Genomic DNA, 20,545 nt, shown 5'->3' with positions numbered 1-20,545 from the left:
CCAATGGTTACACCGTCTCAAGTAGCAGAAATGATTAAGGCAGGGTTGCCCGACGCTAAAATACAAGTTGACGATTTGACTGGCGGCGGCGACCACTACCAGGCAAGAGTAGTCTCTGCCGCTTTTGAAGGAAAAAGCCGAGTACAGCAGCACCAACTGGTCTACGGCGCTCTCAAACAGGCAATGGCTAGTGAAGCCATCCACGCTTTGGGCTTGGAAACCTTAACTCCCGCAGAATGGGAAGCTAAGAATCAAGTTGCTTAATTGTTGAGTTGCAAGTGCATATCACAAGTTTGTGCAGGTGTCAATAGTTGCTTGAAATACAACTGCTCCACTTACACACAAAAACCCCAAAAATCCGGTTTTTTAACTGGAATCTCTAGCTGTAACGAAAGATTTTCGTAAAAAACGCGGTTTCTGCGTCAGTCAACGTTTAAAAATTTTCAAACAATATTAGGAGCTACCATGAGTAATGCAGCACATGAAAGAATTGACGAGTTAGTTAAGCAAAACAAAATCATGGTGTTTATGAAGGGCAATAAGTTAATGCCCCAGTGCGGTTTCTCTAATACTGTGGTGCAAATTCTCAATACTTTGGGAGTGCCTTACGAAACAGTTGATGTTTTGGCAGACCAGGAAATTCGTCAAGGCGTTAAAGAGTATTCCCAGTGGCCGACAATTCCCCAAGTTTATATCAACGGCGAGTTTATTGGTGGCTCGGATATTATGATCGAGATGTATCAAAAGGGCGAATTGCAAGAAGTTGTAGAAGTGGCTTTGGCTTCTTAAATTAGACAGAAAAAACATATCCCCGACCTCTTTAAGAAGTCGGGGAAATAACAGCAATCGGGTTTTACGTTGAATTAAGTTAATTTACTTAATTACTTGTGTCCAGGCAGAGCCGGGGAAGGCAATGCGGTCGGCTCGGCATCCAATTTTTAGGCTCCGAAAGCGAGGCCGAGCCTCTGGACATCGGTTCCCAGACCGAGCCGGGGAAACCGTTAAAATTGCCAATTGCCAATTGCCAATTGCCAATTCCCAAATCCCAAATCATCAAGGGTTTATCAAACCGAATTTGCTATTTAATAGTAGTCTGATTCAGCCTGTGTCTGTGTCTGTGGCATTACAAAATTGGAGGGGTCGTGAATGTAACGCGCTGCTTCTTCCTCTAGTCTGTGAATCAGATAGGGTTCCAAACTGTTGGAATGTCGCAGGGCTGCTAAATAGCCGTCTAAGTAAAGCCGCAGGTCATCGAAGCGATAACCTCTATTCCACATTTCGACGAGGGCGTCGGTGAGTTTTTGGTAGTGCCGGATTGTTTGGGTGTCTTGTAGCATGGTGTGAGGTTGAAATCCTTTGTGGTTTGTATAATGACGGCGGGATTTAGGAATGGCCTCGATTAATGCTGAGTGGCTCAGCTTAAGGCTATTTCTAAATAAAAGTTTTTACCCTGCTCAACAGGCTACCCTCCATAAAAAATTTCACTCGCTGCAATGCAGTTGCTCGACTCTTTGGCGCGCACCTAGATAATTCGCTGTGCACTTAATTGAGTCGGGATCTTCCTGAATTTGGCGGCCAAAGTGGCTGAGTGTTCCGGCTACCGAGCGAACGGTTGGAGGAATTCTAGTTTCACTTGCGCGATTTGTCAACCTCCGGGGAGTGGGGGCTGGGTCGGGGGGCTCGCTTTTAGCAGGCGGTTGGGGCATGGGATCGATTGGCTTTACACTGTCTTATTTTCATTGTAAGCTCATCGCCAGAATGATTTAACCTTTCTGCAGGCTGACCCTGCCAAATTAACCCAATCTTTAAAATTCCTACCCTAAGTATGTCCGCTGCTTTAAAGGCAGCTCATGCTTGAGTAGCGATGGTTACAAAAGCTTGACAAAAGCTCTGTTAACCTTGTAGCAATTAGTGATATGGGAAGCTCGCCTCTGTGGAATCTGCAAGTATTTCAATTGTTGAAGGGAATCCGCACCTGCGATCGCTCTTGGGCTGGCATCTACAGCAAGTCGGTCACTGGGTGCACCAGTCAGCGGATATCAGTCACGCTAGGGAAATATTTTTCAGCCGTCAGCCAACCCTAGTCATTCTGGATGCCCAATTGCCGGATGGGGACGGTTTGGAATTTTGCAACTGGCTGCAACAGCAGCAGCAGTCGCTGATTTTGATGCTGTCGGCGCGGAATTCGGAATCGGATATTGTTGAAGGTTTAAAGGCGGGGGCAGACGATTACCTGACTAAACCCTTTGGGATGCAAGAATTTATGGCCAGGGTGGAAGCTCTGATGCGCCGCAACCGCACGATGGTACCGCCGGCGACGCTGGAGTGCGGGCTGCTGAAAATTGATTTGGTGCAGCGCCGAGTCAGGTTGTACGAGGAACATATTGAACTCACTCCCCAGGAATTTAGCCTGCTATACGTGCTAGCTCAAGCTGGAGGAGTGCCGCTGTCGCGATCGGATTTGTTGCGGAGGGCGTGGCCCGATGCGATTGATAACCCTCGGACGATCGACACTCACGTACTCTCTCTGCGGAAAAAAATCGAAATCGACCCGCGACAGCCGAGCCTGATTCAAACTGTGCGGAATGTCGGCTACCGACTCAATCTGGAGTTGTTGAATAATGCCAATCAACATTCCCCAGTGCCCAGAGCGGTGCTTTCTTAAACTACGATCTGGCTATAAGTCGGATTTTATTTTGGGAATTGATTGGCGATCGCATCTGTTTTCGCAGCCATAATAAAGTCATTGCGGTGCAGTCCAGAAATCGCATGAGTCCACCAAGTAACGGTAACTTTTCCCCACTCGGTTAACAGTGCGGGGTGATGTCCTTCGGTTTCTGCTGCTTCGCCGACGCTGTTTGTAAAGGCGATCGCACTTTTGAAATCCGGGAATTCGTAGGTGCGTTCTATTTGGGGAATGCCATTTTTTTCGATTAAATTCCAGTCGGGAATTTGAGGTTTTAGCTGGAAAATTTCGTAAGCTGTGACGCGGGGAGAGTTTGCGCGGCAGGCGGCACAGCGTTCTTTTGCTAATTGTTCCATAAATTGCTTGTTAGCGAGAAGATGCTAAAAGATATTATAGACATTTTCTAATCGCAGCAAGTAGCTGGGCGCAACCTAACTAGCAAAAGAGCCAGAGGCGATCGCTGTTTCGCTCAGAAGTTATAACACCCGTTTCATATTATTATAATATGCTAATCTGATTTTGAGGATGGATTTTACTAAACTAAAAGTTTGTTTGTAAAGTTCAATTTACGATCGGCGATCGTCCTTTTTTACCTATACTGATTAAAAGAGCGATCAGACTTTCGAGTTAATATCCTGAGTGGATTTTATTGTGGGGTGTCCCGCCCGCCGATAAGCAACAGACTTTCCGGGCGGTTCCACAAATAATGAATTTTCTTGTCGGTTAGCAACAGGCTTTCGGGCCTGTTCCACAAATAATAAATTTTCTTGTGGAGTGTCCCGCCCGAACAGGCTTTCCGGGCTGTTCCACATTAGATGCACCACACTTTACTCACTTTCTTCTTCAACTTTTTCTACATCAATCGCCGCTTTCATGAAAGGACAATCATTACAAAAATAGAGTTTCGATACTTCCTCGCTGTTTAAAGTTTGTTCTAGATGGCAACGCGACACTTCCTGTTGATTTTTGTCAAAGCAGAGGTGGAAACCTACTAACCCAAAAGTCAACACTATCCCCGCCGAAGAATTGATGGCACCGACTACAGTACCGACAATCGCCTCTCCAATCATCCATTGATGCTGTTTTGATAATCCCATAAACCATTTCCAACTCAACTAAATTGAGTGTGGAATTTCGGGATACCCGAATGCAAAGAATGGCTGGAACTGTGCTAGAATCGGCATTAGGGATATTCGGGACTGTCATTCGGTATCGGGATTCCCGAAACTTTCCCGAAACTTTTTTTAGCAATTTACTTTGGGAATCTATGCCCACGCAGGGAAAAGGCGAAAAGTCTTGGCAGCGAGTCAGTTATTTGGTTGAGGCGCTAATAGATTATGCGTTGAATGATACAAATCGCATCTCTTATCTCCGCGCCGATTGGAAAGGTGACACCACTGAGTTAACCGTCACGGCGACACTGGAAGCCCTGCGCCACTTGCTGAAAGATAGAGGGGGGTTTAAACCAAATAAGACAACATCTGACTCGCAAGTTAGAAAGTACATCGGCGAGGTACTGACTGATTATCTCGAAAAAAAGCTGAAAATTCTAAAGGATAACCGCCCGGAGACGGCAAAGCGGGGTTGTAGCGATTGGAATTTTACTTTGAAGCTGTGGAGTAGAGACAAAACAGAGAATTTGCAAAAGTTGGCAGAAGTGTGGGGCGTTAACGGCGAACCCGGTATCAGTAGTCAGATTAACAGCGGACAAAATACTGACGGCAAAAGCGAGAATGATGATGTGCCGGCAGATGCCCCTCCCGACAAACCAAGGGTAGCTTTCTCTCAACTACCTGACTCTATTCCTGTGTGGAAAGGGCGGGATGAATTGGTGGAAAATTTAACGGCAAAATTAGTACAGAGGCTGCCCGATGGAACTTCGCCGCTGAAAGTATTGGCGATAATCGGGCAAGGGGGTATGGGCAAAACGAGTTTGGCTGTCAAACTTGCAGAAGCATTGGGAGTGAATTGGCAGAAGTCGGTTTTTCAAAAGGGGGAAAGTTGGCCCGGTGGCGATTATGAGTGCGTGATGTATTTCGAGGCAAAGGAGAGAACGAGCTTTGATGACGTGGCGGGATTTCTGTTAAGTGAAGGTTTGGGGATTCAGGCTGCGGAAGTGTTGAAAACTGCCGATGAAAAGATTGCGAAAATTATGGCTGGCTTGCAACAAACTCGCTGTCTTTTGGTACTCGACAACCTGGAATCTATTTTGCATCCTGCTGTTGAGGCGGGAAATCCCGACATTTTGGCTGCGGCGCAGGTACATCGAGCAATTTCACCGGATTGGGGTAAGTTGCTGAATGCTTTGGTTTATCAGCAGCACCAATCGCAAACGATTTTAACCAGCCGGGAAGTGCCTGCGGATTTGGCACATACCCGCTATCCGGGGTTAGCACCGGATTCGGAATTGGTGCATATAGAAGTGTTGGAAGGGGTGGATTTAGCGGCGGGTGTCGAGATTTTGCGGCAGCGAAAGTTGACTGATAAATTAGCTGATTTGCAGTGGATATCTCAGCAAGTTCAAGGTCATGTTTTTTTATTAACTCAATTGGCGGCTCTCGGCAAGGGAAAACAGGGGTATCTGCGGAATAATTCCGAATTGGTAACGAAGAATGCAGAACCGATGTTGCGAGAACAACTAACAAGGCAAAGTGAAGCGGCAAGAGATTTACTGCGTCGGATGTGTGTTTTGCGAGTGCCGATAGATGTGAGAGGTTTAACTTTTTTGCGACTGTATACAGATGATGTTGAAAAAGATCCCCGCTTTGAATTAGCAGCAGAATTAGCAGCACCTGCGGAATTTACAAAGGCAGAAATTAGCGAGACAGAAGCAATTTTACAGCGATTAGTCGGTGCGAGTTTGATCCAGAGTCGTTATGACGAGGAGAAATGTGAGGATTTTTATGATTTGCACCGGGTGATTGAGGAGTTTTTGCAAGGGGAATATAGAGATGAACTGCCAAAGCTGCTGGAAAGTGTTTATAAGTTTTACTGCACTGGTAAAAATGTGAACAATCCTCAAAGGTTAGCAGATTTACAAGCTGTTCTTGAAGCTCAACATTTTGCCTTTAGGTTGGGCAACTATCCCGAAGCTTACTACTTAATCCCACGTGAATACTTAAGAAGGTGGGGATACTGGAATTTATCAAAAGAATTGTACGAGCAAATATTACTTTATGTTGAAGGCGAGCGACGTTCTTATTGCTTGAGAGCATTAGGTGTAATTCATCGGGATTTTGGGAATTGGGATTTAGCAGAAAAATATTTTAAAGATGCCCTAGCCATCGCACAAAAAGAAAATAATCAGAGCAGCATTGCTAATTCATTAGGGATGTTGGGAGATATCGAGCGAAATCGCGGCAATTGGGCTGAAGCTGAGAAACTCTACCGGCAACATTTGGAAATGATGACAGAATTGGGCGATCGCCAAGGGATGGCATCTTCTTGGGGTGTGTTGGGAGATATCGAGCGAAATCGCGGTAATTGGGAGGAAGCTGAGAAACTCTACCGGCAACATTTGGAAATGATGACAGAATTGGGCGATCGCCAAGGGATGGCATCTTCTTGGGGTGTGTTGGGAAATATCGAGGGAAATCGCGGCAATTGGGAGGAAGCTGAGAAACTCTACCGGCAATCTTTGGCATTGAGAACAGAATTGGGCGATCGCAGGGGCATGGCATATTCTTGGGCATCGTTGGGAAATATCGAGCGAAATCGCGGCAATTGGGATGAAGCTGAGAAACTCTACCGCCAACATTTGGAAGTGATGACAGAATTGGGCGATCGCTGGGGCATGGCATCTTCTTGGGCATCGTTGGGAGATATCGAGCGAAATCGTGGCAATTGGGATGAAGCTGAGAAACTCTATCGGCAACATTTGGAAATGATGACAGAATTGGGCGATCGCTGGGGCATAGCATCTTCTTGGGGTGTGTTGGGAGATATCGAGCGAAATCGCGGCAATTGGGATGAAGCAGAGAAACTCTACCAGCAACATTTGGAAATGATGACAGAATTGGGCGATCGATCGGGCATGGCATCTTCTTGGGGTGTGTTGGGAAATATCGAGCAAAATCGCGGCAATTGGGATGAAGCAGAGAAACTCTATCGGCAAGCTTTGGCATTGAGAACAGAATTGGGCGATCGCTCGGGCATTGCTAGTTCATTAGGGAGGTTGGGAGATATCGAGCGAAATCGGGGCAATTGGGATGAAGCAGAGAAACTCTTCTGGCAATCTTTGGCATTGAGAACAGAATTGGGCGATCGCTCGGGCATTGCTAGTTCATTAGGGATGTTGGGAAATATCGAGCGAGATCGCGGCAATTGGGATGAAGCAGAGAAACTCTACCGGCAACATTTGGGATTGAGAACAGAATTGGGCGATCGATCGGGCATGGCATCTTCTTGGGGAGTGTTGGGAGATATTGAGCGAAATCGCGGCAATTGGGATGAAGCTGAGAAACTCTACCGGCAACATTTGGAAATGATGACAGAATTGGGCGCTCACGAAGGGATAGCAATGTCGATCGGTTGTCTCGGAGAAAATGAACTCGGTAGAGGCAATCTAGATACAGCAGAACAACTGTTAACAGAAGCTTTAGGAAAAATGCAAAAACTGGGGATGACTTGGCATATTGCTGAAACTAACTACGATTTCGCGCGCCTTGAGCGAAAGCGCGGCAACACAGAAGTTGCTCAACAATATTACGATACAGCACATCAAATTTTTCAACTATTGGGAGCCGCCAAGGATTTGGAGAGAATCGATCGAGAATGGCACAGCACCGATTAGAACAGGGATATGGGATTGAAGGAGGCGATCTTTGCTAACAACAAACACGTCAAGCATTCAGTCCGGCAGGGGTTGAAACCCCTGCCGGACTTCGGGATAAAGAAACAGCCCTGGGGGGTGAGGGAGAATCTGGTGCTTAGGCAATATCAACCGATAACTTTCTTAATCAAATCCAACTTACCTAGATAGGGAGCGTAGCGCCATTTTAAGTCAACTAAAAATGACTTTTGCAGCACGCTTTTTTGATGAGAAAAAGTGTCAAAACTTGCTTTCCCGTGATAGCTGCCGGTGCCGCTGTCGCCAACTCCCCCAAAAGGCAAAGTTGTTACTCCGACTTGCATAACCGTGTCGTTTATGCAAACTCCGCCGGAAGAAGTTTCCCGCAAAACTCGCTCTTGTTTCTCTTTATCTTTGGAGAACAAATACAAAGCTAGGGGTTTGGGACGGGCGTTGATTTGGGCGATCGCCTCCCCCAAATCATCATACTCCAAAACTGGTAAAATCGGCCCAAAAATCTCATCCTTCATCACAGGCGCATCCCAGGAAACCTTGTCGAGAACCGTCGGTGCAATATATTTATCTTCGGGGTTTGTTTGACCTCCGACGACAATTTCTCCGTCTTTAATAAACTCTGCCAAACGTCCTAAATGATGCTGATTGATAATTCGGGAATAGTCGGGACTTTTCTGCGGATCGTCGCCGTAAAATCCGTGAATTGCTGTTTTAATTGCCTGCATCAAATCCGGTTTAACTTTTTTATCGACTAACAGGTAATCGGGAGCGATACAAGTTTGACCGGCATTGATGAATTTGCCCCACGCAATGCGTTTAGCAGTGTATTCAAGTTGAATATCTGAGTCTACAATGCAAGGAGTTTTGCCGCCCAATTCTAATGTTACAGGTGTCAGGTGTTTGGCGGCGGCTTCCATGACTATTTTACCGATTTTTGTGCCGCCTGTAAAGAAGATGTGGTCGAATTTTTCGGCTAATAATTGTTGGCTGATTTCGACTCCTCCTTCGACGGCTGCTACGTAGGCGGGATCGAAGGTTTTGGTAATCATGTCGGCGACAACTTCCGACGTGTGTGAGGCGATTTCCGAAGGCTTGAGGATGGCGCAGTTGCCTGCAGCGATCGCCCCGACTAAAGGTGATATCATTAGCTGAAATGGGTAATTCCAAGGCCCGATGATTAAAACTACGCCCAAAGGTTCTGGGTAAATGCGGGCCGATGCTGGGAATTGATCGATCGAAGTAGGCACTTTTTTCGGCTTGGCCCACGATTTAACATTTTTGATGGCATAATTAACTTCTGCGATCGCAGCAATTTCAAAATAAGCCTCGTACTCCGGCCTGTTCAAATCAGCCTTGACAGCATCCACAATCCGTGATTGATTGGAAACGATCGCACTTTTGAGATTCTTGAGTTGTTCGATCCGAAAATCCACATCCTTAGTTTTCCCAGTCGCAAAAAATTGCCGCTGCTGCTGGATAATATCGCTGACTCTGATTACCATATTTATTCCTCCATGTCTATCAATAAATGTTACAACAGGAAAACGGAACTTGGGTAAAGTGCGATCGGTGTTAAAGCGCAGACTTCTTGAAGAAGTCTGCGATCGGGGCTTTATGCTATAACTTATAAGGTATTAATTGTAGATTTTTAATTTGAGTTAAGTCATGAAAATCTCTAAGAACGATTTTTTTTTCTATTCCTGCTGGCTGCTTTGCTTGCTTGCAGTAGCAGGATGTACCTCTAAGCCCCAAAAGCAAGTTGTCATCTGCTCGAAAGACTTTACCGAACAAGTCATCCTCGCAGAAATTTTAGCACGCCATATCGAAGCTAAAACAGATATCAAAGTAGAACGAGAACTGAATCTCGGAGGTGCGCTTTGCCATCAATCCCTAACAGCAGGTAAAATCGATTTGTACGTCGAATACACGGGGACTGCTTACGCCAACCTGCTCAAACAGAAACCGATTTCTGACCCAAAGAAAGTCCTCGCTTACCTCAAACAAGAATATCCCAAACAGTTTAAAGCAGAATGGACGGAACCGCTGGGATTTAATAACAGTTTTGCGATTATTGTGCGGGGAGACGATGCCAAAAAACTCAATTTACAAACTCTCTCACAACTTGGGAAAGCTGCACCTAACCTCCGGGCTGGTTTCGGCCCAGAATTTAACGAGAGAGAAGATGGATTTCCCGGATTAGCTAAAACTTACGGGATTAAGTTTCGAGAAGAACCGAAGGAGTTGCTGTTAGGATTGCTTTATCAAGCACTGCAACAAAAAGAAGTAGATGTGATTGCTGGTAATACGACGGATGGTTTGATTCAAAGTTTAGGTTTAGTAGTTCTCAAAGATGACAAGAACTATTTCCCGCCCTACCAAGCAGTTCCGGTTGTGCGATCGCAAGTTTTGGAAAAATACCCAGAATTGCGTCCAGTCCTCGCAGAATTGGGCGGCAAAATCTCCGAGGAAGATATGCGACGACTGAATTATCAAGTTGATAAGAAACAGCAGGAAGCTGGAGAAGTAGCCCAGGAGTTTTTGCAGCAAAAGTTGGGCGATGCAAAGCCTTAAACTCCGCCAAAATATGATTAAAATAGCCCTTGAAGAATTTATCCGCCGCCGCGAAAATCAACAACTGTTAGAAAAAATTAATGCTGCTTGCGAAGCACCTCTGTCTGAAGAAGAACAAGTTTTGCTTCGCAAGATGAGTCGCTCTCATCGCAGGCTGGTGGAAGGCGAATGGTAATCAATATTTTCCAAGCTGCAAAACAGGAGCTTTTATTGCTTCAATCTGGGACTCGGCAACTTCAACTGTAATTGCTTCGATATTGAAACCCTCTAAGCTATAACCGTCTTCTTCACCTTCCGGCATCTGGTAGTGTTCAACGATAGTTGCTGTATCACCTTTTTTTAGGCCATACTTAGGAATGTCTTCTCGCAATGCTACCTGTGAAAACAGTTCAAATTTCATGGGGCTTAACCTCTTGTCAATCAGGAACTAATGTAACAAATCTGGTTTCGGATGGAGTAACGATCCAAACGGTTTTAACTTGTAAAATCGTACCGTTTGGACCTGTTAAACTGCCTTTAATCATGTACTTTTGACCGTATCTGGTGTTTTCCATTGGCTCCGCTTCCAGAGGAAGTATCTGGCTTCTTAAATCTCGATCGAGCTGTTGCCAGTTTTCTATGCTGTAACCACCTCGATCGAGAAACTGAGATTTGTCGTCTTTAGGAAGCCGGATTAATAAATAGTTGGTCAGCTTTGCTGAAGGAATAACCGAGTTAAGGCTGAGTTTTGCCATAGGAAGAATTTCCTCTTAACTCACTTCACTCAGCCTCCGCAAATTCAAAATATCGCTCATCTTTTTAATTTGCATACAAGTGCGCTCGAACTGTTGTTTATCCTGGATATCCATGCACAAGTCAATTAATGCCGGAAATCCTGGATATGTTTTGACTTGAGCGCTGCGGACGTTTACTTTGTTGTCCTTCAAATGCGATAAAACATCATTGAGAACTCCCACTCTATCGAGGGCTTCAATTTGAATATTAACCGGATAAGTGTTTGGTCGAGATTCATTGCGGTTACTGGAATTCCAACTCACAGGAACCAACCGATCGCCCGGTACGCTCTCAACATTTGAACATCGTTGTCGGTGAATCGAAATTCCGCGAGTGCGAGTCACAACTCCAATAATTGATTCCCCAGGAATCGGACAGCAACAGCCGGATAAATGGTAGAGCAATCCCTCTACACCTGCGATCGGCGATTTGCTCGGAGATGAACTCGGTACTGGTTTCGGTGTCGTCGATGCAGGTATTAGCTGGGGCAATTCGTGGGTTCCTGCGGGAGCAGCTTCAATTTTTTGCTGCACTTTTACTAAATCTCGCAGTCGATTTACTACGAGGTTTAGAGTCACTTCGCCGTAGCCCAAACCGGCGATTAAATCTTCGACGCTGTGGTAGTTGCAGCGCTGAGCCACAGACTGCATGGGTTCAGATTTCAGCAAAGATTCTAAGCCGTTTTTACCTAATTCTTTTTCCAGCAATTCCCGCCCGCGAGCCAGATTTTCATCTCGGTGCGATCGCTTCAACCACTGACGAATTCGGTTTTTTGCTCCGTTTGTCTTGACAAAATTCAGCCAGTCGGAACTCGGATGACCATTTTTTTGGGTCAAGATTTCTACAATATCGCCGTTCTTTAAAACCTTGTCTAGTGTCACCATTCGCCCGTTGACTCTCGCACCGGTGCAGCGATTGCCAATTTCTGTGTGAATGCGGTAAGCAAAATCTACGGGAGTGGAGCCGCTATTGAGAGCAATTACGTCTCCGTTAGGAGTAAAAACGTAGATATCTTCGTCGAATAAGTTGTCCTTAATGCTTTGTAAATATTCCTGATCGTCTTTGAGGTCGCTTTGCCATTCTAGGAGTTGTCGCAGCCAAGTAAATTTTTCGTCGTCGCCGGTGACTGTTGTGTTAGAACCGCCAGTTTCTTTGTATTTCCAGTGGGCGGCAATGCCGTATTCTGCAATGTGGTGCATTGCTACGGTGCGAATTTGCACTTCGATGGGGCGGCCACTGGTTCCGATTACTCCGGTGTGCAAAGATTGATAGCGGTTGGCTTTTGGTAAACCGATATAATCTTTAAAGCGGCCGGGAATCGGGCGGAAAGAATCATGGACGATCGCCAAAGCCCGATAACAGTCATCATTGGTTTCTACTATAATCCGCACCGCAGCAATATCGTACACTTGGTTAAAGCCTTTTTGGCGCCGCTGCATCTTCCCATAAATCCCGTACAAATGTTTAGGACGACCGCTAACCTCATAGCATTTAATGCCTAAATTGTCAAGCCTTTCTCGCAAACTATCTGTGACTTCTGCGAGTTGAGTTTCTCGATCGGCTCGCTTCACCGCCACCAATTCCTGAATTTCGCGGTAAGCTTCCGGTTCCAGGTATTTAAACGCTAAATCTTCCAATTCCCACTTAAAGCGCCCGATACCCAAACGGTTCGCCAGGGGAGCAAAAATATCTCGGGTTTCTAGGGCAATAGTGCGCTGCTTTTCTTCGGACAAATGCTCCAAAGTCCTCATGTTGTGCAGCCGATCTGCTAGTTTGACGACAATAACGCGAATATCTTTAGCCATTGCTAGAAACATTCGGCGGAAATTTTCTGCAAGGCGCTCTGTTTTGCTGGAAAAATTAAACTTAGAAAGCTTGGTGACACCTTCAACCAACTGTCGCACTTCCGCACCGAACCGCTGTTCTATTTCTTCGAGAGTAATATCTGTATCTTCAACAATGTCGTGGAGGAAGCCCGCGGCAATCATGACGTTGTTGCCGCCCATATACCGGAGTATTCCAGCGACCGCTACCGGATGGCAAATGTAAGGTTCTCCTGATTTGCGGTATTGTCCTTCGTGCAAGTCGCGGGCAAATTCAAAGGCCCGACAAATTAAGCTGTCGTCCGTCGAACAATTCGGGTTAGCGCCCCCATCAGGCTGCGATCGAGTATTCAGGCATTCTTGCAGCCAATCGGGAACTACGGCAGGATCGATCGAATGAGAGGGAGTCAGAGTGTTCGCGTTCATGGGGTACACCTTTAAAACTTAGAAATACAAATGGTTAAAAGCCGGTTTTCGGTTGAATTGCCGAAATTATGTGTTTAGCTATACTAAACTAATTGAATGCCACAATTTGCAATTCAAAAAAATAGTCGATTTTTTTGTTAACTATACCTATGTAATCCCGAGTCGCCCCCCCTCGCAGGTAGGAAAATATAGTGACACCATTGCCGCCGCCGCAGTCTGTCGATCGGGGAAAATCGGGTAAAATAAGCATATTTTGGCGGTAGCAGTTGAGGTTGCAGGGGATCGGCATTTACCGGCAACGCTAAACTAAAAGCAGCAGCCAGAAGGGTAGAGCCAGGGAAACAAATCAAAAAAAGTTCTCACAAAACAGGGAATTGCTCCAAAAACGCACCGCTTCCCTCCATATGACCAAACTTAAGTAAGTATCTACTTTGATTATAAATACAAATTTGTTTACAAAATCATGATATTGTCCGAAGACCGCCGCCAGTGCTACCAAGAATTACAGCAAGCACTAGAACAACTACAAAAAACTGCTGCACAGGATAATCTGGATGGGGCCGCGCTGGCGATCGAATACAGAAAAGTGCAACAATTTTTCGGAAACCAAATTATGAGAGCCGAAAGCGATGAGTTAGACGCCTCAGAAACACCCCCAGAGCAGTCCTATTTGACGGAAATTCACAAGCAACTGCGGTTATTGGGGACAGATGTCACGTTTTTGCAAGCGTCGCGCCAGCCAGCGACAGCAAAAACGAGGCAAACTGCGGCGATCGCGCGGCTCAACACGCTAATTGGCTACTGTGGCGCGCTGCTACAAAAAAATTCTGGTTCTTCAGGGCCCGCCCAGATACAGAATTAATAATTGAATTAACAGGGAATTAAGAAGGCAAGGAGAAATAAAGCGGTGGAATGTCCAAAATGTAAACATCCCAACTTAGAAGGCGGCACCTTAGCCGGCAGTATGTCAGTGCAGTGGTGTCCCAACTGTTACGGTATCTGGATTCCAGGTCGAGAATACGAAGCTTGGCAGAAAGAACAGAGCCAGTGGTACAACAAATCCGAGAAGCCTGATGCGACTGGGACTCTCGGCATAGAATTCACCCCCTCTGTCTACGACAGCAAAGCAGCGCTGTGTCCCGAAGACGGTCACTATCTGTCGCGGGCGAAAGTTCCTTTCAGCAGAGTGCCCTTTTACATAGAGCGCTGTATGTTGTGCGGGGGAATTTGGTGCGATAACGGCGAGTGGGACATTCTCGAAAGTCTGGGATTCCACACCGAGATTGACAAGATGTTTTCTCCGAATTGGCAAGCTAAGGCCCGCGTGCAAGAACTCGCCTCTCGGGAACGTCAAGTGCTGACTGAGAAGCTGGGGCCGGATATCGCCGGATATGTGTTGGAACTCGCGGAAGTTTTAGCAGACCATCCCCACGCAGATTGTGCGGCTACTTACATACTGCGGAGAGCTGAGTTGAAGCGAAAGGAAATTTAGTCAGTTGGCTGTTGACAGTTGACTGTTGACTGTTGACTGTTAACGGTTGACTGTTGACTGGTGTTAGTAAGCGGTTGGTTGGTTAATGATGTAGTGATAAAATCTTTGTTTGTAGCAATTTATATTGGTATTTACAAACAGCATAGTTGACGGTTGACTGTTAACGGTTGACTGTTAACGGTTGACTGGTGACTGGTGTTAGTAAGCGGTTGGTCGGTTAATGATGTAGTGATAAAATCTTTGTTTGTAGCAATTTCTATTGGTATTTACAAACAGCAGATCGGTCTCTTGCCAATAATAACTAATAAGTCCTGAACCATACTAATAACTAACAACTAACCGCCAGTATATTGATAAATAATAAATAACAACAGACAACAGTCAACAGTCAACAGTCAACAGACAACAATCAACAGACAACAATCAACAGACAACAGACAACAGACAACAGACTAAGGACTAATGACTAATGACTAATGACTTTTCTCTATTTTCAGTTGAAAATCTGCGAGTAGCTTATCCTCAGCGGCGGGGCCAATCCGGTTGGGCCGTTGACGGGGTTTCCCTGACGCTGAAACCGGGGGAAAAGCTCGGATTAGTTGGGGAGTCTGGCTGCGGTAAGTCAACTTTGGGAAGGGCGGCGATGCGGTTGTTGCCGGATTCGACGCTGATTGAGGGGCGAGTTAGTTTTGCTGGAGAGTCGGTGTTTGATATGAATGCTTCGCGACTCAGACAGTTTCGGGGCGAAGCTGTAGCATTGATTTTTCAAGATCCGATGACTCGTCTCGATCCTTTGATGACTGTAGGAGAACATTGCATCGAGACTTTGCAAGCTCACAGACCGAATTTGGATCGCAAGCAAGCTAAGAAACGGGCGATCGAAACTCTGGAAGCTGTGAAAATTCCCGCGTCTCGCTGGTCGCAATTTCCCCACGAATTTAGCGGCGGAATGCGGCAAAGAGTAGCAATTGCTTTGGCTCTTTTGCTCGATCCCAAATTAATTGTCGCCGACGAACCGACTACAAGTTTGGACGTAACTGTAGCTGCTCAGATTTTGCAGGAATTAACCAGACTTTGCGAGGAACGGGGAACGGCTATTTTGTTGATTTCTCACGATTTGGCGATGGTGGCTGAGTATTGCGATCGCATTGCGGTGATGTATGGCGGTAAAGTCGTAGAAACCGGGCCGGTGCAAAACGTTTTTGAAAAGCCGCAGCACGAATATACTCGATCGCTCCTCAAAGCAGCTTTGCACATTCAAGCCGATTCCGACAAAGGGTTAGCATTCGAGGAAATCAGGACTGAAGTCGTTACTGCAAACTTAACAAATTCGCCTCTTTTGACAGTGACAAATTTGCAGCAACACTACAGTTTAGAAAGCAATTTATTAGATCAGTTATTTTCCAGGAATCGCCAGGTAATTAAAGCAGTAGACGGCGTTAGTTTAGAGCTACAACGGGGAGAAACCCTAGGGCTTGTAGGGGAGTCCGGCTGCGGCAAAAGTACCTTGTCACGCACGATTTTGCAGCTAATTACCGCGACTGGCGGCAAAGTGGAATTTCAAGGAATAGATATAACTGCCCTGAACCGCGATGCTGTGAGGAAGCACCGCCGCGAAATGCAAATGATCTTTCAAGACCCCCATGCTTGCCTGAATCCGATGATGACTGTCGGGCAAAGTATTGCTGACCCTTTGTTTATTCACAAATTAGCTAAGGGCAGCGAAGCTAAAAAACAAGTAATCCAAATGTTAGAGCGGGTGGGTTTAACTCCAGGGGAAGATTTCTTTCGTCGCTATCCGGGGGAATTGTCAGGAGGACAACAGCAGCGAGTTTCGATCGCCCGCGCTTTGATTACTCGCCCGCAACTGATTATTTGCGACGAACCGGTGAGTATGCTGGATGCCAGCGTGCAGACTCAAGTTTTAGAGCTGATGTTGGAGTTGAAGCAGGAATTTAATTTGACTTATCTGTTTATTACGCACGATTTGTGGGTGGCGAGATTTTTTTGCGATCGCATTGCGGTAATGAATGCTGGAAAAATTGTTGAAATCGGTAAGACTAGGGATATTTTTACTAATCCGCAGCACCCTTACACTCAGCAATTATTGCAAGCAGCTCCTTTACTGGCTCGAACTCAATAAAAATGTGTAAAAGGGGGGCGAACAGATACCAGCCACTAAAATCACTCACCGGCTTCTAGATGGATTTCGGAAATTTCCGGTTAAATTGGTTAAAGTTAAGGGATACTTTTCAAATCCTCCCACCGACACCAAGCACCATATGGCAGAATCTGACCTAGGCAGTTTTGCGGTGGCACCCGAAGCCTTATTCGCAACCCCAGAGGATGAGGACACCGAGAGCGATCGTCCCACGGTAACTCGCTCGTCAGCATACAACAACTGGTCTGCCGACGATCCCGTGGGAGCTTTGTTCAAGGAAATGGCTCGCTATCCTCTACTGACTGCCACCGAAGAGGTGGAGTTGGCGCGCCGCGTTCAAGAATTGGTAGCCCTGGATGAACTAGAACAGCGTTTGCAGCAGGAATTAGACAGAGTGCCGACAAAAGCTGAACTCGCAGCGGCTTTGGGAGTGAGCGAAACTCAACTGAAACAGCTTCGTCATCAGTGTCAGTCGGCGAAACGGAAAATGATCAGCTCGAATTTGCGCTTGGTAGTTTCGATTGCCAAACGCTATCTGAATCGGGGCGTGCCTTTTCTCGATTTAATTCAGGAAGGAGCTCTGGGTTTGAATCGGGCGGCCGAAAAGTTCGATCCGGAGAAGGGTTACAAGTTTTCTACTTATGCCTATTGGTGGATTCGCCAAGGAATTACCCGGACAATTGCCAATCAAGGGCGGACGATTCGCTTGCCGGTTCACATTGTCGAACAGTTAAATAAACTCAAAAAAGTTTATCGGGATTTGAGGCGTTCTCTTCAACGCAATCCCAGTGAAACTGAACTCGCTAGAGAAATGCAAGTTAGTTGCGAACAGCTTCGCTACCTCCAGCAAGTACGCCGGCAATCTTTGTCTCTCAACCACCGCATCGGCTCCGAAGAAAGTTCGGAACTTTTGGATGTTCTCGAAGATAACGCGACGCAATCTCCAGAAGCTCAGATGAATGAGATGATGATGCGCCAAGATATTTTGGAGGTGTTGGACAGTATTTTGACTGAGCGGGAAAAAGAGATTGTTGCTATGCGTTACGGTTTGCTGACCGGCGAACCTTACACTTTAGAAGAGGTCAGCAGTTTGTTCAATTTGTCCCGCGAACGAGTCCGTCAAATTCAAAATAAGGCAATGCGAAAGCTGCGTCGGCCTCAAGTGACGGAGCGATTGAAGGGCTGGTTGAAATAAGCTAAAAAACATTGAGTTTGCATTGTGAAAAATCTTAAAATTATTGTGGGTGGGCACTCCAACGCCACCCTAAATATGCTAATTCAAGGTTGACAAACTTAATTAAAAATTACAAATCAAAAATGTCTTGATGTGGTATTTTTAATTGTTGATTGTCGCGTCCTACTTACTTATTTATGTCTTCTGAGGTAATTTTGCGCCCAGCTACCCGCGCTGACGTGCCGGTGCTGTTTGATTTGATTAAAGCTTTAGCTGAGTACGAAAAATTATCTCATGCCGTTACTGGCAATGCGGTTGATTTGGAGCATCATTTGTTTGGATCTCGACCTTTTGCTGAAGCGATTTTAGCCGAGTGCGAAAATCGAGTTGTGGGCTGGGCGCTGTTTTTTTACAATTATTCTACTTTTTTGACTCAGCCGGGAATTTATTTGGAAGATTTGTTTGTGATCCCTGAGTTTCGAGGGCGGGGAATTGGCAAGTCTTTGATAGTTTATTTAGCGCAGTTGACGGTGGAAAGGGGCTGCGGGCGTTTGGAATGGAGTGTTTTGGATTGGAATGAATTGGCGATCGGATTTTACAAGGGTATCGGTGCTGATGTGATGCCCGACTGGCGGATTTGCCGGGTTGCGGGCGAGTCTTTGGCAACTTTGGCATCCCAGTAATTTAGGGCGGGCTAGAAGCCCACCCCACAAAAAATTCATCTGTTGTGGAACAGGCATCTTGCCTGTGTGTGGAACAGGCATCTTGCCTGTGTGTGTGGAACAGGCATCTTGCCTGTGTGTGGAACAGGCATCTTGCCTGTGTGTGGAACAGGCATCTTGCCTGTTAGTTAGTGGAACAGGCATCTTGCCTGTGTGTGGAACAGGCATCTTGCCTGTGTGTGGAACAGGCATCTTGCCTGTTAAGCTAAAATGCCGCACTCCGGTTAATTAATACCGGCCTACTTAATTGACAAAAATATAGGAAAATTTAAGTAACAGTAGATTTTGATTGAGAGAGTAGATCGTGATTATTTGGGTAAACGAGCAAATCGATCCGTCGGGCATTCTTTATTCTTGCATTGCTTGTTGCGATGAGAGTCAAGCGCAGGATTGCCACAAATCTTTTGAGCAGAATTTGACGGCTGAGCAAAAACAGCAGGGCTGGGTGGCTACTTTGCGGACTGTTAGTTCTTGGGATGAGGTGCCTGTTAATGCTTTGAAATTGAATTAATGAGTGCAAGTCATCAGCAGCTTTAGTCTCCCCCTGTTTCCGTTCGAGAGAAATGGCAGGAAAACGTGGGATCTCAGTTCGTCCAAGGCAAGATAACTCGATCGCACATTGGTCAAATTAACAGAGGTTTGGTGAATCTGAAGGCAAAAAGCTGCAAGCATTTGGGGCTGCCAGTCTGAGGATTGTGCCCTGCAAGGTGCGGGAATTTGGGCGGAAATTCTCGGGCTGGCACTGCTGCGAACACGCTAGGAGGAAAAAGCGTGCAAGTGCGATCCTCTTCGAGGGATCCGCTAACGACAATTCGCATTTTTTAAACTGATTTTAGCACTACTATTAATAGATAGAGGCATTTCAAATTGTCTAGTTAACTTTTTATGATTGAAACCTTATTTCACGCTTATACGCCTCTAGTTATCTGGACGGGCTTAGGACTGCTGCTGTTTCGGTACATCCCAGTTGATTTTCCCAAGCTCCTGAGCCACTTTCTTTTCTGGATTGGGATACCGCTGCAAATTCTAGTTTTAGCCCGTCAAAGCGATTTTTCGGGTGCTGTGGGATTCACGCCGGCGATCGCCATATTCGTGTTATTTCTGAGTACGAGTTTTGCTTCGCTGACTTGGGTATTATTGCGTAGGCTGAGTGCGGCCCACATCAAAAAACCCTATTTTCAGGGCAAAAATTCTCTAGTAAATTTATTTTTATTAAATTTTAATTCCTTGAAGCGATCGAGCCAAGGCAGTTTTCTCCTCGCTGCGATGTTAGGGAATACGGGCTTTGTTGGATTAGCAATCACGCCGTCTATCATCAGCAGCGATAACAGCAACTGGGCTGTCTTGTACAGCGTCACTAACAACGTTATTGGAACTTATTGTTTCGGTGTATTTATTGCTAGCTATTTCGGGAACTCCGAGCAAAAAAATCACTGGTGGACTCAGATCCGGGACGTGCTGACAGTTCCCGCCCTGTGGGCATTTTTAATTGGTTTTTATACTAGAAAAATTCCCCTGCCCGAGACAGTGGAATCGGGATTGCAGATTGCTGTTTGGGTGGTAATTGCCAGTGCTTTGCTGCTGGTTGGCATCCGGCTGAGGTCTATTAAGAAATGGGAAAGTTTTGAACTGGCGTTAATCCCGTCGCTGTTAAAAGTCGTAATTGTGCCGGTGCTGATCGGATTGGGTGCTAGTTATTTCGGATTGAGTGGCGACCCGAGGTTCGTGTTGGTGTTGATGTCGGGAACGCCCACAGCTCTTTCCGTGCTGATTTTAGCAGAAGTCTACGAGCTCGATCGCGATTTGTTAGCTAGCAGCATCGCCATAACTTCCGTCGGGTTGCTGTTGATGCTTCCGCTGTGGTTAGCTGGGTTTAGTTAATATTAGCTAAAGTTTCAAATCAGATTGCTTT

At 46.0% G+C, this 20,545-nt stretch carries 23 protein-coding genes; 14 read left to right on the top strand and 9 right to left on the bottom strand.

All coding sequences use genetic code 11. The annotated features are described in order from the left end of the window. Nucleotides 1-3 precede the first annotated feature (3 nt). The gene (locus D0A37_RS00230) at nucleotides 4-264 is read left to right on the top strand and encodes a BolA family protein (RefSeq protein ID WP_006634035.1); all 261 of its coding nucleotides are present in this window, start codon (nucleotides 4-6) and stop codon (nucleotides 262-264) included. A 201-nt stretch (nucleotides 265-465) separates the two neighbouring features. Continuing rightward, nucleotides 466-789 carry a Grx4 family monothiol glutaredoxin gene (gene grxD / locus D0A37_RS00225; protein WP_242719889.1) on the top strand — a complete coding sequence of 108 codons (324 nt, stop codon included), beginning with the start codon at nucleotides 466-468 and terminating at the stop codon, nucleotides 787-789. Between the two features lie 293 nt (nucleotides 790-1,082). Here grxD and D0A37_RS00220 read toward each other — a convergent pair whose 3' ends face one another. Then, nucleotides 1,083-1,337, bottom strand: coding sequence for a DUF6761 family protein (locus D0A37_RS00220; RefSeq protein WP_242719887.1), 255 nt, complete (start codon nucleotides 1,335-1,337; stop codon nucleotides 1,083-1,085). 596 nt (nucleotides 1,338-1,933) lie between these two features. Between D0A37_RS00220 and D0A37_RS00215 the strand changes: the two genes are divergently transcribed. Then, complete coding sequence (locus tag D0A37_RS00215; RefSeq protein WP_242719885.1) at nucleotides 1,934-2,665, top strand: response regulator transcription factor; 732 nt, start codon at nucleotides 1,934-1,936, stop codon at nucleotides 2,663-2,665. Between the two features lie 26 nt (nucleotides 2,666-2,691). Here the strand turns inward: D0A37_RS00215 and D0A37_RS00210 are convergent, their stop codons facing one another. The 3 genes from D0A37_RS00210 to D0A37_RS00200 all read right to left on the bottom strand — a co-directional run bounded on the left by D0A37_RS00210 (nucleotide 2,692) and on the right by D0A37_RS00200 (nucleotide 3,783). Then, a complete protein-coding gene (locus D0A37_RS00210) occupies nucleotides 2,692-3,042 on the bottom strand; it encodes a 4a-hydroxytetrahydrobiopterin dehydratase (protein WP_242719883.1) in 351 nt (116 codons plus the stop codon). Nucleotides 3,043-3,300: 258 nt separating this feature from the next. Next, nucleotides 3,301-3,510: a hypothetical protein gene (locus tag D0A37_RS00205; RefSeq protein WP_242719881.1), complete on the bottom strand. Its 210-nt coding sequence runs from the start codon at nucleotides 3,508-3,510 to the stop codon at nucleotides 3,301-3,303. Between the two features lie 3 nt (nucleotides 3,511-3,513). Beyond that, entirely contained in the window at nucleotides 3,514-3,783 is a 270-nt protein-coding gene (locus D0A37_RS00200) for a hypothetical protein (RefSeq protein ID WP_242719879.1), read from the bottom strand. Nucleotides 3,784-3,833: 50 nt separating this feature from the next. Between D0A37_RS00200 and D0A37_RS00195 the strand changes: the two genes are divergently transcribed. Beyond that, a complete protein-coding gene (locus D0A37_RS00195) occupies nucleotides 3,834-7,478 on the top strand; it encodes a tetratricopeptide repeat protein (protein WP_242719877.1) in 3,645 nt (1,214 codons plus the stop codon). Nucleotides 7,479-7,624: 146 nt separating this feature from the next. Here the strand turns inward: D0A37_RS00195 and D0A37_RS00190 are convergent, their stop codons facing one another. Next, nucleotides 7,625-8,992, bottom strand: coding sequence for an aldehyde dehydrogenase (locus D0A37_RS00190; RefSeq protein ID WP_242719875.1), 1,368 nt, complete (start codon nucleotides 8,990-8,992; stop codon nucleotides 7,625-7,627). Between the two features lie 163 nt (nucleotides 8,993-9,155). Between D0A37_RS00190 and D0A37_RS00185 the strand changes: the two genes are divergently transcribed. Together D0A37_RS00185 and D0A37_RS00180 are read left to right on the top strand one after the other, a co-directional pair. Then, the gene (locus D0A37_RS00185) at nucleotides 9,156-10,061 is read left to right on the top strand and encodes a glycine betaine ABC transporter substrate-binding protein (protein ID WP_242719873.1); all 906 of its coding nucleotides are present in this window, start codon (nucleotides 9,156-9,158) and stop codon (nucleotides 10,059-10,061) included. 13 nt (nucleotides 10,062-10,074) lie between these two features. Beyond that, nucleotides 10,075-10,236, top strand: coding sequence for a hypothetical protein (locus D0A37_RS00180; RefSeq protein WP_242719871.1), 162 nt, complete (start codon nucleotides 10,075-10,077; stop codon nucleotides 10,234-10,236). Here the strand turns inward: D0A37_RS00180 and D0A37_RS00175 are convergent, their stop codons facing one another. The 4 genes from D0A37_RS00175 to D0A37_RS00160 form a co-directional block, all read right to left on the bottom strand. Beyond that, entirely contained in the window at nucleotides 10,237-10,461 is a 225-nt protein-coding gene (locus D0A37_RS00175; protein ID WP_242719868.1) for a DUF4926 domain-containing protein, read from the bottom strand. Between the two features lie 16 nt (nucleotides 10,462-10,477). After that, nucleotides 10,478-10,795 (bottom strand): DUF6883 domain-containing protein, encoded by a 318-nt coding sequence (locus D0A37_RS00170; RefSeq protein WP_242719867.1) that lies wholly within the window; start codon nucleotides 10,793-10,795, stop codon nucleotides 10,478-10,480. Nucleotides 10,796-10,810: 15 nt separating this feature from the next. Beyond that, nucleotides 10,811-13,084, bottom strand: a complete 2,274-nt coding sequence (locus D0A37_RS00165) for a RelA/SpoT family protein (protein ID WP_242719865.1) — start codon at nucleotides 13,082-13,084, stop codon at nucleotides 10,811-10,813. An 88-nt stretch (nucleotides 13,085-13,172) separates the two neighbouring features. Beyond that, nucleotides 13,173-13,334 (bottom strand): hypothetical protein, encoded by a 162-nt coding sequence (locus D0A37_RS00160; protein WP_242719863.1) that lies wholly within the window; start codon nucleotides 13,332-13,334, stop codon nucleotides 13,173-13,175. A gap of 213 nt (nucleotides 13,335-13,547) precedes the next feature. On the opposite strand from D0A37_RS00160, the gene patD reads away from it, so the two are divergent. The 8 genes from patD (at nucleotide 13,548) to D0A37_RS00120 (ending at nucleotide 20,514) form a co-directional block, all read left to right on the top strand. Continuing rightward, nucleotides 13,548-13,946 carry a heterocyst frequency control protein PatD gene (gene patD, locus D0A37_RS00155; protein WP_242719861.1) on the top strand — a complete coding sequence of 133 codons (399 nt, stop codon included), beginning with the start codon at nucleotides 13,548-13,550 and terminating at the stop codon, nucleotides 13,944-13,946. 45 nt (nucleotides 13,947-13,991) lie between these two features. Further along, entirely contained in the window at nucleotides 13,992-14,576 is a 585-nt protein-coding gene (locus D0A37_RS00150; protein ID WP_242719859.1) for a TFIIB-type zinc ribbon-containing protein, read from the top strand. A 469-nt stretch (nucleotides 14,577-15,045) separates the two neighbouring features. After that, complete coding sequence (locus tag D0A37_RS00145; RefSeq protein ID WP_242719857.1) at nucleotides 15,046-16,719, top strand: dipeptide ABC transporter ATP-binding protein; 1,674 nt, start codon at nucleotides 15,046-15,048, stop codon at nucleotides 16,717-16,719. A 139-nt stretch (nucleotides 16,720-16,858) separates the two neighbouring features. Then, on the top strand, nucleotides 16,859-17,932 hold the full coding sequence (locus tag D0A37_RS00140; protein WP_242719855.1) for an RNA polymerase sigma factor, RpoD/SigA family: 1,074 nt from the start codon (nucleotides 16,859-16,861) through the stop codon (nucleotides 17,930-17,932). A 176-nt stretch (nucleotides 17,933-18,108) separates the two neighbouring features. Next, the gene (locus tag D0A37_RS00135) at nucleotides 18,109-18,594 is read left to right on the top strand and encodes a GNAT family N-acetyltransferase (protein ID WP_242719853.1); all 486 of its coding nucleotides are present in this window, start codon (nucleotides 18,109-18,111) and stop codon (nucleotides 18,592-18,594) included. 58 nt (nucleotides 18,595-18,652) lie between these two features. Then, on the top strand, nucleotides 18,653-18,865 hold the full coding sequence (locus D0A37_RS00130; protein ID WP_242719851.1) for a hypothetical protein: 213 nt from the start codon (nucleotides 18,653-18,655) through the stop codon (nucleotides 18,863-18,865). A gap of 72 nt (nucleotides 18,866-18,937) precedes the next feature. Continuing rightward, a complete protein-coding gene (locus tag D0A37_RS00125; protein ID WP_242719849.1) occupies nucleotides 18,938-19,144 on the top strand; it encodes a glycogen debranching protein in 207 nt (68 codons plus the stop codon). Between the two features lie 374 nt (nucleotides 19,145-19,518). Further along, nucleotides 19,519-20,514: an AEC family transporter gene (locus D0A37_RS00120; protein ID WP_242719847.1), complete on the top strand. Its 996-nt coding sequence runs from the start codon at nucleotides 19,519-19,521 to the stop codon at nucleotides 20,512-20,514. Nucleotides 20,515-20,545: the final 31 nt, after the last annotated feature.

Origin of the sequence: Microcoleus vaginatus HSN003, assembly GCF_022701255.1 — a bacterium.
In the GTDB taxonomy this organism is placed as follows: Bacteria; Cyanobacteriota; Cyanobacteriia; order Cyanobacteriales; family Microcoleaceae; genus Microcoleus; species Microcoleus vaginatus_B.
The sequence above is the reverse complement of the archived record's forward strand: the minus strand, read 5'-3'. Positions and strand labels throughout refer to the sequence as shown.

Coding starts and splice junctions, on each gene's coding strand:
- D0A37_RS00230 (WP_006634035.1), top strand. CDS start 4: ATGGTTACACCGTCTCAAGTAGCAGAAATGATTAAGGCAGGGTTGCCC.
- grxD (WP_242719889.1), top strand. CDS start 466: ATGAGTAATGCAGCACATGAAAGAATTGACGAGTTAGTTAAGCAAAAC.
- D0A37_RS00220 (WP_242719887.1), bottom strand. CDS start 1,337: ATGCTACAAGACACCCAAACAATCCGGCACTACCAAAAACTCACCGAC.
- D0A37_RS00210 (WP_242719883.1), bottom strand. CDS start 3,042: ATGGAACAATTAGCAAAAGAACGCTGTGCCGCCTGCCGCGCAAACTCT.
- D0A37_RS00200 (WP_242719879.1), bottom strand. CDS start 3,783: ATGGGATTATCAAAACAGCATCAATGGATGATTGGAGAGGCGATTGTC.
- D0A37_RS00195 (WP_242719877.1), top strand. CDS start 3,834: ATGCAAAGAATGGCTGGAACTGTGCTAGAATCGGCATTAGGGATATTC.
- D0A37_RS00190 (WP_242719875.1), bottom strand. CDS start 8,992: ATGGTAATCAGAGTCAGCGATATTATCCAGCAGCAGCGGCAATTTTTT.
- D0A37_RS00185 (WP_242719873.1), top strand. CDS start 9,156: ATGAAAATCTCTAAGAACGATTTTTTTTTCTATTCCTGCTGGCTGCTT.
- D0A37_RS00180 (WP_242719871.1), top strand. CDS start 10,075: ATGATTAAAATAGCCCTTGAAGAATTTATCCGCCGCCGCGAAAATCAA.
- D0A37_RS00175 (WP_242719868.1), bottom strand. CDS start 10,461: ATGAAATTTGAACTGTTTTCACAGGTAGCATTGCGAGAAGACATTCCT.
- D0A37_RS00170 (WP_242719867.1), bottom strand. CDS start 10,795: ATGGCAAAACTCAGCCTTAACTCGGTTATTCCTTCAGCAAAGCTGACC.
- D0A37_RS00165 (WP_242719865.1), bottom strand. CDS start 13,084: ATGAACGCGAACACTCTGACTCCCTCTCATTCGATCGATCCTGCCGTA.
- D0A37_RS00160 (WP_242719863.1), bottom strand. CDS start 13,334: ATGCTTATTTTACCCGATTTTCCCCGATCGACAGACTGCGGCGGCGGC.
- patD (WP_242719861.1), top strand. CDS start 13,548: ATGATATTGTCCGAAGACCGCCGCCAGTGCTACCAAGAATTACAGCAA.
- D0A37_RS00145 (WP_242719857.1), top strand. CDS start 15,046: ATGACTAATGACTTTTCTCTATTTTCAGTTGAAAATCTGCGAGTAGCT.
- D0A37_RS00140 (WP_242719855.1), top strand. CDS start 16,859: ATGGCAGAATCTGACCTAGGCAGTTTTGCGGTGGCACCCGAAGCCTTA.
- D0A37_RS00135 (WP_242719853.1), top strand. CDS start 18,109: ATGTCTTCTGAGGTAATTTTGCGCCCAGCTACCCGCGCTGACGTGCCG.
- D0A37_RS00120 (WP_242719847.1), top strand. CDS start 19,519: ATGATTGAAACCTTATTTCACGCTTATACGCCTCTAGTTATCTGGACG.